Source organism: Salmonella sp. SAL00653, assembly GCF_046552515.1.
GTDB classification, from domain to species: domain Bacteria; phylum Pseudomonadota; class Gammaproteobacteria; order Enterobacterales; family Enterobacteriaceae; genus Salmonella; species Salmonella enterica.
In genome coordinates this window covers 34,062-49,416 of sequence record NZ_JBGDTY010000005.1, presented here as the reverse complement: position 1 = coordinate 49,416, position 15,355 = coordinate 34,062, and the positions used below count along the sequence as shown (strand labels likewise).

Sequence of the window (15,355 nt, the reverse complement as noted above, 5' to 3'; positions counted from 1 at the left end):
TTAGTGTTTGTCAGATGCAGGCAATGGCAGCGAGATGCGAAAACAAACTTCCTGCGCGTTGTCATCCACCAGTTGGATCTCTCCCTGCATTCGACGAATACAATCTCTGGCGATACTCAGCCCTAACCCACTGCCTTTTACCGCCCCTTTTCGCTGGTGGCTTCCCTGGAAAAAAGGCTCAAAAATCATTTCTCTTTCGGTTTGCGGAATCGGTTCGCCGCTATTAACCACATCGATATAAACCGTGGAGCCCTGAGAGCGACTACGGATACAAATGTTACCGGATTCAGCGCCATAGTGCACCGCGTTGGAATAGAGATTATCCAGCACGCTCATCAGCAACATGGGCTCTGCTATGCAGCGTTCGGCCTCCAGGTCGACATCGGTATGCATCATTTTAGCGCGGGCAGGCAAACTGTGGGCGGAAACCACCATATCCACAAGCGGCGCGATATCGACCGCTTCCAGCTCTGTGGCACTGTCTACCAGTTTCCGGTTGTAATCAAGCAATTGCTCAATCAATTTTTGTAAATTACGACTGCTGTCATCCAGAATATCGACCACCTCTTTTTGCTCCGGCGTCAGCGGCCCAACCACCTGATCGGCCAGCAGCTCTGTCCCCTCGCGCATACTGGCCAGCGGGGTTTTCAGCTCATGGGACAAGTGACGTAGAAACTGATGGCGCTGGGATTCCAGCCACGCCAGACGCTCACTCAGCCAGATAATGCGCTGCCCCACCGATCGTAATTCACGCGGACCGGTAAAGGTGACGGTATTCCCTAAAGAACGGCCTTCGCCCAGGCGATTAATCATCCGTTCAATTCCTTTCACCGGCCCGATAATCATGCGGGTAAAAAGTAGCACCATCGCCAGGCTCACCAGAAATAGCACCAGCGCCTGCCAGCCGAAAAATTGTCCGCGCTCGGCGATTTCTTGTTGTAACTGTTGCCCACGCGAATAAACCACAGTACGCGTCGCCTGCACCATTTCCGTATTCGCGTTGGCAAAGGCCTCCAGACGCGCGGCCGCTGCCGCTTCCGGGCCGCTATCTTTACACTGCAATTGCGCCAGCGCGTTTAAATCCTGGCGTAACGCCTGATACAACTTATCATCCGGCAAGACGCCGGCATGGGCGTCCAGCATATCGCTATAGCGCTTACGCTGGCTTTGATACACTTTTGCCAGCGTCGGATCGTCAAGCACGCAATACTGTCGGTAGCTTCGCTCCATCTCCAGCGCGACGTTGGTCATCGCCTCGCTGCGCCGGGCGTCAATAAGCGTGCTGCGGTTAGTCACCGCAGCCTGATCGCTTAACGCGTTAAGGCTTTGCCACGCCTGCCAGGCCAGAACCAGCAACGGCAGCAGGATCAGCAAAAAGGCCAGCATGACCAATTGTCGTAAAGAACGGGGGAAAACAGACCAGCGCTTCAACGTGTCGCTCACATAAAAGAAGAATAAAAAAGATGCTAACCGAGGGAAGCGCCAGATACAACAAAGCCGGGCTAAACCCGGCTTTGTTATGGAATAAGGCGGTGCCTAACTCGACGTTTCGCCCGGAGGTTGATAAAGCTACGCTATTATCAGAAGTTGGACGGCAGGCACCTTGTTGTGCGTCATTCGAAGTTTATGTAGCGCGTCCCTAAGGGGCTGACATAAGAAGGTGAATGAGCCACTGGTTATCATTATGCAGTAATTGTGCCAGGTTGCAAAACAATTAATTAACATGATGATTTTAATATATTTTATAACTTAACCTCACTCTGGCGCTAACGAGCAAAACTTAAGCAATATGTCGCCAAAAGGCAACACTAAACACCATCACCTTAATATTAATCGAAAAACAATGAGTTAAGTGTCACCTTTTAGCGACACTGTATTTAGGGTGATGTCGGCATTTCGCGACACCACCCAAATACGGGACGGCGACGAATGGAACTACCCTAGCTGCTTACGCGCATTACGGAAGATACGCATCCACGGGCTATCCTCGCCCCAGTTTTCCGGGTGCCAGGAGTTGGCGACGGTGCGGAATACGCGTTCCGGATGCGGCATCATAATCGTCACCCGACCATTTTCGGTCGTCACCGCCGTGATGCCGTTCGGCGAACCGTTCGGGTTAGCCGGATAGGTTTCGGTCACCTTACCAAAGTTATCAACGTAGCGCAGGGCGACCAGGCCTTTGCTCTCAAGCGCGGCAAGATGCGCATCGTCCCGCACCTCAACGCGCCCTTCCCCATGGGAAACCGCAATCGGCATCTGTGAGCCTACCATTCCTTGCAGCAGCAGCGATGGGCTTTGCGTCACTTCTACCAGGCTGAAGCGGGCTTCGAAGCGGTCAGAATGGTTACGTACAAAACGCGGCCACAGTTCGCTGCCCGGGATCAGCTCGCGCAGATTCGACATCATCTGGCAACCGTTGCACACCCCAAGCGCCAGCGTCTGCGGACGATGGAAAAAGGTTTCGAATTCGTCGCGCACCCGAGGGTTAAACAGAATGGATTTCGCCCAACCTTCGCCCGCCCCCAGCACGTCGCCGTAGGAAAAGCCGCCGCAAGCCACCAGCGCATGGAAGTTGCCCAGACCGATACGACCGCCCAGCAGGTCGCTCATATGGACGTCAATCGCGTCAAAGCCCGCACGATGGAACGCCGCCGCCATCTCCACGTGAGAGTTCCCCCCCTGCTCGCGCAGTACAGCGACTTTCGGTCGTGCGCCTGTCGCAATGTACGGCGCGGCGATATCTTCATTAATATCAAACGACAGCTTCACGTTGAGGCCCGGATCGGCATCATTCGCTTTCGCCTCATGTTCCTGGTCAGCACATTGCGGATTGTCGCGCAGACGCTGCATCTGCCAGGTGGTTTCCGCCCACCAGACACGCAGCGTAGTGCGGCTTTCGCTGAATACCGTCTGGTCATTAGCGGTAATCACAAAGCGATCGCCAGCCAGGGCCTGACCAAGGTAGTGGACGCAGTCAGCAAGGCCGTACTGCGCCAACAGCGCTTCGACCGCGTCTCTGTCTTCAGCGCGTACCTGAATCACGCCGCCCAGCTCCTCGTTGAACAGTGCGGCCAGATGGTCATCGCCCAGCGCGGCGATATCGACCTGCACGCCGCAGTGGCCGGCAAAGGCCATCTCGGCCAGCGTCACCAGCAGACCGCCGTCGGAACGGTCGTGCCAGGCCAGTAATTTACGCGCAGCGACCAGCGCCTGCATGGCGTCATAGAAGCCTTTCAGTTGCGCGACGTCACGCACGTCCGCGGGTTTGTCGCCAAGCTGACGATAGACCTGCGCCAGCGCCGTTGCGCCCAGCGCGTTGTGGCCCTTACCAAGATCGATCAGCAGCAAGGCGTTATCTTCCGTTGACAGCTGCGGCGTAAGGGTGTGACGCACGTCTTCCACGCGGGCAAACGCGGAAATCACCAGCGACAGCGGCGAGGTCATTTCGCGCTGTTCGTTGCCTTCCTGCCAGCGGGTTTTCATCGACATCGAATCTTTACCCACCGGAATGGTCAGACCAAGCTGCGGACAGAGTTCCTCTCCCACCGCTTTAACCGCGTCATACAAACCGGCATCTTCACCAGGATGACCGGCTGCCGCCATCCAGTTAGCGGAAAGCTTAATGCGCTTGATATCGCCAATCTGCGTCGCGGCAATGTTAGTCAACGCCTCACCGACGGCCAGACGGGCGGAGGCGGCAAAGTCCAGCAGCGCCACCGGCGCGCGCTCGCCAATCGACATCGCTTCGCCGTAGTAGCTGTCGAGGCTGGCGGTAGTGACCGCGCAGTCAGCTACCGGGACCTGCCACGGGCCAACCATCTGGTCACGCGCCACCATACCGGTGACGGTACGGTCGCCAATAGTGACAAGGAAGGTTTTTTCCGCCACGGTCGGCAGATGCAGAACACGATTTACCGCGTCGGCAATCGTGATATCCGCGCGGTTCAGCGCATCGCCTTTCGCCTTCAATGTTTGCACATCGCGGGTCATTTTCGGCGTTTTGCCCAGCAGGACATCCAGCGGCAGGTCGATCGGCTGATTGTCGAAATGGTTATCATGCAACGAGAGATGCTGTTCTTCGGTAGCGTCGCCAATGACCGCATACGGCGCGCGTTCGCGCTTACACAGTTCATCGAACAGCGGCAACTGGTCAGCCGCGACCGCCAGCACATAGCGCTCCTGGGATTCGTTACACCAGATTTCCAGCGGGCTCATGCCCGGCTCGTCGCTAAGAATGTCGCGCAGTTCGAATTTCCCGCCGCGCCCGCCGTCGCTTACCAGCTCCGGCATCGCATTGGAGAGACCGCCCGCGCCCACATCATGGATAAACAAGATTGGGTTGGCGTCGCCCAACTGCCAGCAGCGGTCGATCACCTCCTGGCAACGACGCTCCATTTCCGGGTTATCGCGCTGAACAGAGGCAAAATCGAGATCCGCATCAGACTGGCCGGAAGCCATTGACGATGCCGCGCCGCCGCCGAGGCCGATATTCATCGCCGGGCCGCCAAGGACGATCAGCTTCGCGCCGACGACGATCTCGCCTTTCTGCACGTGATCGGCGCGGATATTACCGATCCCGCCCGCCAGCATGATCGGCTTATGGTAGCCGCGCAGCTCTTCGCCGTTGTGGCTGTTCACTTTCTCTTCATAAGTACGGAAGTAACCGGTCAGCGCCGGGCGACCAAATTCGTTGTTAAACGCCGCGCCGCCCAGCGGACCTTCGGTCATGATATCCAGCGCGGTGACAATACGTTCCGGCTTGCCAAAATCCTCTTCCCACGGCTGTTCAAAGCCCGGAATACGCAGGTTGGAAACGGAGAAGCCTACCAGCCCGGCTTTTGGTTTCGCGCCACGCCCGGTGGCGCCTTCATCACGAATTTCGCCGCCGGAACCGGTCGCCGCCCCCGGCCACGGAGAGATGGCGGTTGGGTGGTTATGCGTTTCGACCTTCATCAGAATGTGCGCGGGCTCCTGATGAAAATCGTAACGGCCAGTATTGTGGTCGGCGAAGTAGCGCCCCACCGCAGATCCTTCCATCACCGCGGCATTGTCTTTATAGGCAGAGAGCACATAGTCCGGCGTGGTTTCGAAGGTGTTTTTAATCATTTTAAACAGCGACTTCGGCTGCGGTTTACCGTCGATAATCCAGTCGGCGTTAAAAATCTTGTGGCGGCAGTGCTCGGAGTTCGCCTGGGCGAACATGTACAGTTCGATATCGTTCGGGTTGCGCCCCAGTTTGGTAAACGCCTCCTGCAAATAGTCGATTTCATCTTCCGCCAGCGCCAGACCGAGACGCAGGTTGGCGTCAATTAACGCCTGACGGCCTTCTCCCAGCAGATCGACACTGGAAACCGGCGCAGGCTGATGGTGGATAAACAGTTTTTCCGCATCGGTTAAAGAAGGGAACACCGTCTCCATCATACGGTCGTGCAGCTCTGCGGCCACTTGTCGCCACTGTTCCGCCGTCAACGTCGAAGCCTCGATATAGTACGCTACGCCACGCTCCAGACGATCAACCTGTTGCAGGCCGCAGTTGTGGGCGATATCCGTTGCTTTTGAAGACCAGGGGGAGATGGTACCAGGACGCGGTGTGACCAACAGGAGTTTACCCGCCGGCGTATGGCTGCTAAGCGCCGGGCCGTATTGCAGCAGACGGGTAAGCTGCGCCTGCTCGCTATCATTTAACGGGGCGTTCAGGTCAGCAAAATGGACATACTCAGCGTATATATTGTGGACCTGGAGGTTGGCAGCCTGAAAGCGCGCCAGCAGTTTATTGATACGGAATGCAGACAGTGCAGGCGAACCACGCAGAATTTCCATCATAAGTCTCTCGTCTTCTAAGCTTCGGTGTGCGCAAGGGGGGAAACGGCCGTCATTATAAAGAATCTGACGCGCCGACGAAACCGTTTGCGTAGAAATAAAATCACCGCTTTTTCTTGTCATACGGTGCGGCTATCGTTGCGAATAAGTTGCCAACTGGCGCATTGTTACGCAAAATGCCGCTCATTAATGACTTATCTATTGCAGCAAAACATCTTTTTCAGCCCGAGGCAACGCACGATCCAGAGAATTAACTAATTGAAAAAATTAAAGATTAATTATCTGTTCATCGGCATATTGACGCTGCTGCTGGCAGCAGCCCTTTGGCCCTCAATCCCCTGGTTCGGTAAAACCGAAAACCATATCGCCGCGATTCAAGCCCGGGGGGTACTGCGCGTCAGTACGATCGACTCGCCATTAACCTATTCCGTTATCAACGGTAAAAAATATGGTCTGGACTATGAACTGGCGCAGCAGTTCGCCAACTATCTCGGCGTGAAGCTGAAAGTGACGGTGCGCCAGAATATCAGCCAGTTGTTTGACGATCTCGATAACGGCAATGCCGACCTGCTCGCGGCAGGGCTGGTCTACGACAGCGCGCGCGTTAAAAACTATCAGCCTGGTCCCATGTATTATTCGGTTTCGCAACAGCTCGTCTACCGGGTCGGACAATATCGCCCACGTTCGCTGGCGACCGTTAACGAGAATCAGCTTACCATTGCGCCAGGGCACGTCGTGGTCAATGACTTACAGCGTTTAAAAGAGACAAAGTTTCCCGACCTGAGCTGGAAAGTGGATGATAAAAAAGGCTCGACGACGCTGCTGGAAGAGGTCATCAGCGGCAAACTGGATTACACCATTGCCGATTCAGTGGCGATCAGTCTGTTTCAGCGCGTTCATCCCGAGCTGGCCGTGGCGCTGGATGTCACGGATGAACAGCCCGTGACCTGGTTTAGCCGACTGGACGACGATAATACGCTCTCCGCCGCGCTGCTCGATTTTTTCAATTCGATCAATGAAGACGGTTCTCTGGCGCGGATCGAAGAGAAATATCTGGGACATGGCGATGATTTCGACTACGTTGATACCCGCTCTTTCCTGCGAGCGGTGGATAACGTCCTGCCGGAGCTGGAACCGTTATTTAAAAAATATGCCAAAGAGATAGACTGGCGCCTGCTGGCGGCGATTTCTTATCAGGAATCACACTGGGACCCGCTGGCGACCTCGTCAACCGGCGTGCGCGGCCTGATGATGCTGACTAAAAATACCGCCCAAAGTCTGGGGCTGACCGACCGTACCGACGCGGAGCAAAGCATCAGCGGCGGCGCTCGCTATCTTGAAGATATGATGGCTAAAGTTCCCGAAACCGTTCCGGAAGACGAGCGTATCTGGTTTGCCTTAGCCGCCTACAATATGGGTTATGCGCACATGCTCGATGCCAGATCGCTGACGGTAAAAACCAAAGGCAATCCGGATAGCTGGACCGATGTGAAGCAGCGTTTGCCTCTGTTAAGCCAAAAACCGTATTACAGTAAGCTAACCTACGGTTACGCGCGTGGACATGAGGCTTATGCTTATGTGGAAAATATCCGTAAATACCAGATAAGCTTGGTGGGGTATTTGCAGGAAAAAGAAAAGCAGGAAGCGGAAGCCATGAAACTGGCGCAGGATTACCCGGCGGTGTCGCCGGAGGAGCTGAATAAAGCGCCCTTCCCCCTCCTGTCGTTTTTATCGCAGTCATCAGGCTACCTGACGCATTCGCCGTCTTTACTGTTTACGCCGCAGAAGAAAGAAGAAAAATAGCGCGGTGGTCTTATCGGATGGCGACGCGCAACGTCTTATCCGGCATTGCGCTATACTGCCGGCCCCGCGCCTTCCGCACGGTCGGCTTTCTTCAGAGCTTTAATTTCCTGACGACGCATACGGAAAAAATCACTGAGCAGCGTCGCACATTCATCGCGCAACACCCCTTCAATAATCTCGACCCGGTGATTCATTCCCGGATGGTGCAGCACGTCAATTAGCGATCCGGCCGCGCCAGTTTTTGCATCGCGCGCGCCAAAGACAACGCGTCCAATGCGGCTATGCACCATAGCGCCTGCGCACATCACACAGGGTTCCAGCGTGACATACAGCGTGGTATCCAGTAACCGATAATTCTGCAATACCAGACCGCCCTGACGCAGCGCCATTATTTCAGCATGCGCAGTAGGATCGTGGCGGCCAATGGGTCGATTCCAGCCTTCGCCAATGACGCGATGGTTATGCACCAATACCGCGCCAACCGGAACCTCGCGTTCGTCCCAGGCGCGTTTCGCCAGCGTCAGCGCGTGGCGCATCCAGTATTCGTGATCTAATTCGACATCAGACAAAGAGGTAACTCCGGTAATGAAAGCGGGCGGCATTATACACAGACGCTATGCGTTTCACTATTCGAGCTGCTGCAACTCGCCGTGCGGCGTCACCCGCCAGCGATGCTGGCAAAAATAAAGCAGCGGGTTATCCTGTTTGCTGTCGCTGTAGCCGCTATAAAGACGCAACGGCGTACCGATTTTACGTTCCAGTTGCGCGACTTTTTCATGGCCCAGACAGCGCACGGTTAATACCCAGCCGCCATACCGTCGCGCCATCTGGCTGGCGATGAGGTTAACACGCGGCAACCACGGCGTATCAAAATAGACTTGCTCTACCAATGATTGCGGAGAACCGGTAATAAGCCAGATATCCGCGTCAGAGCTCAATAGATAGGTGGTCAGACGCTCCTGTACGACCGGAAACGCCGTGACGTTAGCGCGAAACCAACGGACAAAATCCGCCTGATGCGCCTGCAAACGCGTTTCGCTATGGCCAAAAGTACAGCCCCACAACAACAGACTCATCGGCCAGCGGGCCGCACGCCCTTTTACCAGTAAACCGATACCGATAATGGGCAACAACGGCAGTACGAGCAGCGCATTTAGCGGCTGACGGCGCAGCAAATAACGCAGAAAACTGCCGAACATATCCTGTTGATGTAACGTTCCATCCAAATCAAAAAAGACGACACGACGCTCGTGGCTGACCAAACCTTACTCCTCTGGATCATTGAACCCCAGCAGCCAGGTAAAAATAAACCCGGCAATTACCGCTATTAAATAGCCTAACAGATAGAACAGGACTTTTCCGGCAACAATTGTTAATGCCAGCGGCAAACCGGAAATACCAAAGGTAATTACCGTCGCCACTTTCCAGTAGCTGATCAACGCCCCGCCTACCGCGCCGCCGAGGCAAGCGCCAATAAATGGCTTACCCAATGGCAGCGTGACGCCAAAAATCAGCGGCTCGCCAATCCCCAGCAGTCCGACCGGAAGCGCGCCTTTAATTACCTTTTTGAGTCGCGCATTGCGGGTTTTCATCAGTACGGCAATGGCCGCGCCTATCTGACCAACGCCCGCCATCGCCAGGATGGGAAACAGCGCGTTATAGCCGTGCGCTTGCACCAGCTCCACATGAATAGGCACCAGCCCCTGATGCAGCCCGGTCAGTACCAACGGCAGGAAGGTTCCGGCTAACACCGCGCCCACCAGAAAACCGCCGCGATCGATAGCCCAGGACGCGCCGTGAGCGATAGCGTCTGAAATCCAGCCGCCAAGCGGTTGCAGAGCGACAATCGCTACCGCGCCGGTGATAACAGTCGTCAATAAAGGGTTAAGAATTAACTCCAGCGACCCCGGCAGCAGCTTACGGAACTGGCGCTCAATCCAGCACATTAACGCCACCACCAGCAGGACGGCGATAACGCCGCCCCGTCCCGGCTGAAGCACCTCGCCAAAGAGCGTAATCTGCGCCAGTTGCGGGCTGGAAAGGATCCCCGCCATCACGCCGCCTAACGCCTGCGATCCGCCAAAGACTTTCGCGGTATTGACGCCAACAAGAATGTTCATGATAGCGAATACCGCGCTACCAAATATCCCCATCAGGCCCAGCAGGTTAGGATAGTGGACGGCAACATCGCCGACGATATCCGGACGTTTAAGAATGTTGATAATGCCGGTAATCAAGCCGGATGCGATAAAGGTGGGGATAAGCGGTATAAAAACATTCGCCAGCTTACGCAACGCATCGCTCATCGGCGCTTTATACTTCGCTTTCGCCTCGGATTTGGTACGCGCCATAGCATCGTCCGGCTTTACACCACCTGCGGCAATCTGCACGCGCATCGCATCAACCACCTGCGCAGCCTTCCCCGGCCCAACGATCAGCTGATGTTGCTCCCCTTGCTTTACGTATCCACTGACGCCAGGCAACGCTTTTAAGCGCGGAATATCCAGTTGGCTGTCGTCCTGTACCTCCACCCTGACTCGCGTCATACAGTTTTCCAGGCGCAGAATATTTTGCTCTCCGCCAATACCACGTAAAATGTCGCTGGCGAGCGCTGCCGTCTGATCCATACACACCTCTTTAGTGTTCTAACGCCGCCCTTAAAAAGCCCTGATGAGCGGCGAGTTTTTCCCTGGCGGCTGCAGCATCCAGCCCCGTAAGCGCCATCAAAATGGCGGGCTTAACCTCAAAATCGGTCTGTTTCAGCAACGCTTCTGCTTCTTCACGACCTATCCCGGTCGCTTCAACGACCATCCGACACGCGCGATCGACCAGTTTGACGTTGGTGGCTTTCATATCCACCATCAGGTTTTGATAGACCTTGCCGAATTTCACCATCGCGCCGGTAGAAATCATATTGAGCACCATTTTCTGCGCGGTGCCGGATTTCAGCCGCGTGGAGCCGATAAGCGCTTCCGGCCCGACAACGGGAGAAATAGCGATATTAGCCTCCCGCGCAATCGGCGAATCTGGATTACAGGAGACGGCAACAGTGGTACAACCGGACTGTCGCGCATAGCGCAGGCCGCCAATCACATAGGGCGTACGACCCGACGCCGCGAGCCCCACGACCAGATCCTGTTCTTGCAGATTTAGTGCGACAAGATCGTCTTCGCCTGCCTGTTGGCTGTCTTCCGCGCCTTCGACCGCTTTCAACAACGCGCCCGGCCCGCCGGCAATCAGTCCGACGACCAGACCGTGCGGAACGCCAAACGTCGGGGGGCATTCTGAGGCATCCAGTACGCCAAGCCGACCACTGGTGCCCGCGCCCATATAGATGATACGTCCGCCAGACTTCAGCGCCGCCGCAGCGGCATCCACCGCACGCGCAACGTCAGGCAGAGTGGCTTTTACTGCTTCCGCTACCCGCGTATCCTGTTCATTAAAACGCTTAACTAATTCAGGAGTAGGCAACGCATCCAGATCCATCGTTTGCGGGTTACGGGTTTCAGACACTAAGGTACCAAGATTCATTTTTGTCCCTCTGGAATTTTTAATTCATAATAAGCGTCCATGATGGAATAGAATATTCCCCCAGGCGAGTGAAATTTCGTTTTGTCGTCGCCATCACGTTTCGCAGGAGCTGCCCATGAACTGTTTGATTCGTATTCGCCAGCGTTATCCGGATCTCGCGCAAAGCGACAGGAAACTGGCGGATTATCTGCTCGCGCAACCGGATACGGCGCGACATCTGAGCTCGCAGCAACTGGCGGCCGAAGCGGGCGTCAGCCAATCCAGCGTAGTCAAATTCGCGCAAAAACTGGGGTTTAAAGGGTTTCCTGCATTGAAACTGGCTATCAGCGAAGCGTTGGCCAGCAATCCTAATCCGCATTCCGTTCCCGTTCATAACCAGATTCGCGGCGACGATCCGATGCGCCTGGTCGGGGAAAAATTAATTAAAGAGAATGTAGCGGCGATGCACGCCACGCTGGACGTTAACAGTGAAGAAAAGCTGTTAGAAAGCGTCACGATGCTGCGCCACGCCCGCCGTATTGTGATCACAGGGATTGGCGCCTCTGGGCTGGTGGCGCAAAATTTTGCCTGGAAGCTACTGAAGATTGGCATTAACGCGGTGGTTGAGCGCGATATGCACGCCCTGCTGGCGACGGTGCAGGCGCTGGCGCCGGAGGATCTGCTGCTGGCGATCTCTTATTCCGGGGAGCGGCGCGAGCTGAACCTGGCGGCGGACGAAACATTACGCGCAGGCGCGAAAATCCTGGCCATTACCGGTTTTTCTCCCAACGCCTTGCAGCAGCGCGCCACCCGCTGTCTGTATACGATTGCTGAAGAGCAGGCGACGCGCAGCGCCGCTATCTCCTCGACACATGCGCAAATGATGTTGACCGACTTACTGTTTATGGCGCTGGTACAGCAGGATTTAGAGCGGGCGCCGGAGCGTATTCGCCATAGCGAGGCGCTGGTAAAAAAACTGGTTTGAAAATGGCTCTTCCGCCTCATGCAGAAGAGCCATCAAGTTTATTGCGCTTCTTTAGCGTGAATCAATTGCGTCAGGAGTGTGTTAACCGGTACGGCAATATTGTTCTGAGCGCCGATTCGCGCAATCGCACCATTTAAATAGTCGATTTCAGTCAGTCGGCCTTTATGTAAATCCTGATGTATAGAAGGATAGTGGTGGCCGCTCTCACGCGGATCGAACACTTTCTTCACCGTATTCATCACCATTTGCTCAGTCAACGGAATATTCTGGCTGGCAGCAACCAATACAAACTCATCAACTACCGCTTGCGCTAAATCTAAAGCACCAGGCCGCTGACCAAATCCGCCGACATTACAATCCAGTAGCGCGCAATAGGTGTTCATTACGCTATTAAAGGCTGCTTTCTTCCAGATCGATAATAATACGTCAGGGCTTATTTCAGCATTCAATCCCGCGCTATTAAGAGTGGCAATGACCTTAGCCTCTTGAGCCGAATCCTGGCTGGCAATCGGCTGCAGTTCAATCGTTCCGGTACCGGTGGCCATAATATGCCCAGCCCCCTCCAGTTCGCTGGACCATAACGTCACACCCGCATAGATTTTCTGCCGATCGACATATTTCTCCAGCGTTTCAATATTTCCCAGGCCGTTAGATAAAATCATCACCACCTTCGCGGCTGGCAGCAGCGGCTTAATACGCAGTAACATGCTATCCAGCTGCATGGCTTTGGTAAACAGAATAACCAGCTCAAACTCCCCCTGGGATTCATCAGCCAACATAGCAGGGATGGGGTAATACTTCTGAGTCGTTTCCGTTTCGACAAACAACCCCTTGCTACGAATAGCGTCGACATGCTCCTGCCAGCTATCGATAAGCGTCACGTCGTGCCCGGCCTCCAGCAGCATATAGCCAAAACGACACCCCATAGCGCCTGCACCTGCGATTGCAATTTTCATTTTTATTTCCTTATTATCTGATTAATGAATTTTGGCTAAAACCGTTGCGACATATTTTTTCGTTATCAGGGTCAACACGACTCCAATAAGCAATAGCACCGTTGTCAAAATAAATACTGTATTGTAGCTTCCGGTATATTTTGCAATAGCGGACGTGACGTAAGGAGCAATAACCGCACCGACGGCAAAACCAAAATACATAAAGCCGTAGTTTAGTCCCTGGTTGCGCATGCCAAAATTCTGACTGGTCAAGCCAGGGAAGATAACTAATATACCGGCATAAGCAAAGCCCACGCCCAGAGCGCTGAAATAAAATACCGAAGTATTGCCATTGAAGAAAAATAACAGCAGCATACACAAGCAAGTAAAGAGGTAAACAATAACCAGTGTATTATAGCCGCCTAATTTATCGGTTAACCCTCCCCAGAACAGGCGACCAATTGAGTTAAATATCGAGACCAGGCTAACGACTAATGCACCGGACAGTAAACCGTACTGCGTCATACCAATTTGCGCAGAGCTTGAGCTAATTACCATCCCAGAGAACACGCCCAGCGCCAGAATCATAAACAGCAGCCAGAAGCGCAGATCTTTCAGCATGTGCCGATAGTCTTTATCCAGTGGCGACGCTTTAATTCCTCCACTATCTTTTGCTGGCGCGCTACGAATAAAGAACTGGACGATAAAAATAACCACCAGATAAACAATACCCAGATATAACAACGCCCGACTAACATCGTGAGTTTGCGCCATAAAATATTCGGCCAGGCGGGTGCAAAGTAGCGTCCCGACGCCAACACCCGCCAGTACGATACCGCTGGCAAGACTGCGACGGTCAGGGAAAAATTTCAGAATATTATTAAGATTACCCGTAAAAGCCAGGCCCGATCCCAACCCGGCAATGACGCCGTAGGTTAAAAACAGCATGGGCAAATTATCCACAAACCCGGACAAGATAAAACCTAAAGAAAACAGGATACCACCGATAACTATCGCCTGCTTTCCTTTACCATTGTCGATCATTCTCCCGCCCCAAATCATCGGTAAAGGAATGATCCCCATATTGATAGAGAATGCTAACGCCAGCGTAGCCGGATCCCAGTGATATTGCGCCATGAGTGGTGTTTTGAAATAGCTAAATGCGTAGACGCCCCCGAGCACAAAATTGATGCACACGTGAGCGGCAAGCATTCCCCAGCGGTTGATTGATGCCGACATAATTTTCCCTTTTTAAAATGCACTGATCACAGTTTAAAAAAAGCAAAATAGGCAAACAATTTGGTATTTTTTATAATCGTTATAACAAAACCCAATCGATTGGCATTAAATTTTAATGAATATCAAACAACTACACTCCTTCCTGATATTGTGTGATGAATTACATTATGGTCGGGCAGCCAGTCGCCTGTTTATCACTCAGCCATCATTAAGTCAGCAAATCAAACAACTTGAGTCATCACTTAAAACAATATTATTTAAGCGAAAAGGTAGAGGAATTAAATTAACAAAAGCAGGCATTATTTTGCAACGACACGCTAACAAAATAATGCTGGATTTAAAAAATGCCGAAAATGAACTTCTTCCCTATCAGGACCAACAGCGCGATACTATTTCAATCGGGGTGTCAGGCAGTTATCTGGTCCTGCCCGCTTTTCGCAACTTTATGGCGCACCATCCGGAAATATCTTTAAATGTTAAAGAGTTCTCAACTGAGCAAACCATTAAAAAGCTGACGGATAGCGCCGTTGATATTGGCATTGTTTATCGAACAGCGCTCCCTGCCCAGCTAAGCTCGACCATGCTGTTTGAAGATGAAATTATCGCTGCAATCCCACTTTCTCATCCTCTGGCGACACGCGAACGTCTGCATCTAAAAGATTTAAACGACCAGCCCATTATCGTGCTTAATGACTCTCTGCTATTAAGAGGGATCATCACCACAGAATTTAATAACCGCAAAGTCGTTCCTAACGTCATCTGCGAACTGGATAACCACTACTCATGCCTTGAGTATGCCGAAGCGCAGATTGGCATCGCATTTATTACCCGCTCGCTAACCCATTTATCGACACCCAAAAATGTTCGCCTGTTTTCACTGGGCATCCCCGCATTCTTTATTCCTGTCATGCTGGTGCACAGTAATGACCTTTCACTGGATAACGCAACCATCTGCCTGCTCAAGCAGATCAAAAATTTTTACACTGTAGATAACAAATCAGCGCCAGAAAAGAGCTGGCCCGAGCAGAAAATAGGCGTATAATGCCCGCCCGATTTATGTTGT

Annotated in this window: 12 protein-coding genes; 4 read left to right on the top strand and 8 right to left on the bottom strand. The window is 53.4% G+C overall.

Going from position 1 to position 15,355, the window contains the following annotated elements; translation table 11 throughout:
• The gene (gene qseE / locus ACLJRU_RS08020; RefSeq protein ID WP_001670672.1) at window positions 1-1,431 is read right to left on the bottom strand and encodes a two component system sensor histidine kinase QseE/GlrK; all 1,431 of its coding nucleotides are present in this window, start codon (window positions 1,429-1,431) and stop codon (window positions 1-3) included.
• 504 nt (window positions 1,432-1,935) lie between these two features.
• A complete protein-coding gene (gene purL, locus ACLJRU_RS08015) occupies window positions 1,936-5,823 on the bottom strand; it encodes a phosphoribosylformylglycinamidine synthase (protein ID WP_000970037.1) in 3,888 nt (1,295 codons plus the stop codon).
• A gap of 24 nt (window positions 5,824-5,847) precedes the next feature.
• On the opposite strand from purL, the gene ACLJRU_RS08010 reads away from it, so the two are divergent.
• Together ACLJRU_RS08010 and mltF are read left to right on the top strand one after the other, a co-directional pair.
• Window positions 5,848-6,078: a hypothetical protein gene (locus ACLJRU_RS08010; protein ID WP_001667158.1), complete on the top strand. Its 231-nt coding sequence runs from the start codon at window positions 5,848-5,850 to the stop codon at window positions 6,076-6,078.
• Window positions 6,079-7,623, top strand: coding sequence for a membrane-bound lytic murein transglycosylase MltF (mltF, locus tag ACLJRU_RS08005; protein WP_023235146.1), 1,545 nt, complete (start codon window positions 6,079-6,081; stop codon window positions 7,621-7,623).
• A gap of 50 nt (window positions 7,624-7,673) precedes the next feature.
• On the opposite strand, the gene tadA is transcribed toward mltF, so the two are convergent.
• Genes tadA through murQ form a run of 4 tightly spaced genes read right to left on the bottom strand, consistent with a single transcriptional unit; the run spans window position 7,674 to window position 11,154 of the window.
• The gene (gene tadA / locus ACLJRU_RS08000; RefSeq protein WP_001134566.1) at window positions 7,674-8,225 is read right to left on the bottom strand and encodes a tRNA adenosine(34) deaminase TadA; all 552 of its coding nucleotides are present in this window, start codon (window positions 8,223-8,225) and stop codon (window positions 7,674-7,676) included.
• Window positions 8,226-8,249: 24 nt separating this feature from the next.
• The gene (gene yfhb / locus ACLJRU_RS07995) at window positions 8,250-8,885 is read right to left on the bottom strand and encodes a phosphatidylglycerophosphatase C (RefSeq protein WP_000253558.1); all 636 of its coding nucleotides are present in this window, start codon (window positions 8,883-8,885) and stop codon (window positions 8,250-8,252) included.
• A gap of 3 nt (window positions 8,886-8,888) precedes the next feature.
• Complete coding sequence (locus ACLJRU_RS07990; protein WP_038394031.1) at window positions 8,889-10,250, bottom strand: PTS transporter subunit EIIC; 1,362 nt, start codon at window positions 10,248-10,250, stop codon at window positions 8,889-8,891.
• 10 nt (window positions 10,251-10,260) lie between these two features.
• Window positions 10,261-11,154, bottom strand: coding sequence for an N-acetylmuramic acid 6-phosphate etherase (gene murQ, locus ACLJRU_RS07985; RefSeq protein WP_023235148.1), 894 nt, complete (start codon window positions 11,152-11,154; stop codon window positions 10,261-10,263).
• Between the two features lie 115 nt (window positions 11,155-11,269).
• Here murQ and ACLJRU_RS07980 point away from each other — a divergent pair, with 115 nt between their 5' ends.
• A complete protein-coding gene (locus tag ACLJRU_RS07980) occupies window positions 11,270-12,118 on the top strand; it encodes a MurR/RpiR family transcriptional regulator (RefSeq protein ID WP_000995694.1) in 849 nt (282 codons plus the stop codon).
• A 38-nt stretch (window positions 12,119-12,156) separates the two neighbouring features.
• Here the strand turns inward: ACLJRU_RS07980 and ACLJRU_RS07975 are convergent, their stop codons facing one another.
• Together ACLJRU_RS07975 and ACLJRU_RS07970 are read right to left on the bottom strand one after the other, a co-directional pair.
• Window positions 12,157-13,074 (bottom strand): oxidoreductase, encoded by a 918-nt coding sequence (locus ACLJRU_RS07975; protein ID WP_001540640.1) that lies wholly within the window; start codon window positions 13,072-13,074, stop codon window positions 12,157-12,159.
• Between the two features lie 21 nt (window positions 13,075-13,095).
• Complete coding sequence (locus ACLJRU_RS07970; protein WP_023235149.1) at window positions 13,096-14,292, bottom strand: OFA family MFS transporter; 1,197 nt, start codon at window positions 14,290-14,292, stop codon at window positions 13,096-13,098.
• A 115-nt stretch (window positions 14,293-14,407) separates the two neighbouring features.
• Here ACLJRU_RS07970 and ACLJRU_RS07965 point away from each other — a divergent pair, with 115 nt between their 5' ends.
• Entirely contained in the window at window positions 14,408-15,334 is a 927-nt protein-coding gene (locus tag ACLJRU_RS07965) for a LysR family transcriptional regulator (RefSeq protein ID WP_001540642.1), read from the top strand.
• Window positions 15,335-15,355 lie beyond the last annotated feature (21 nt).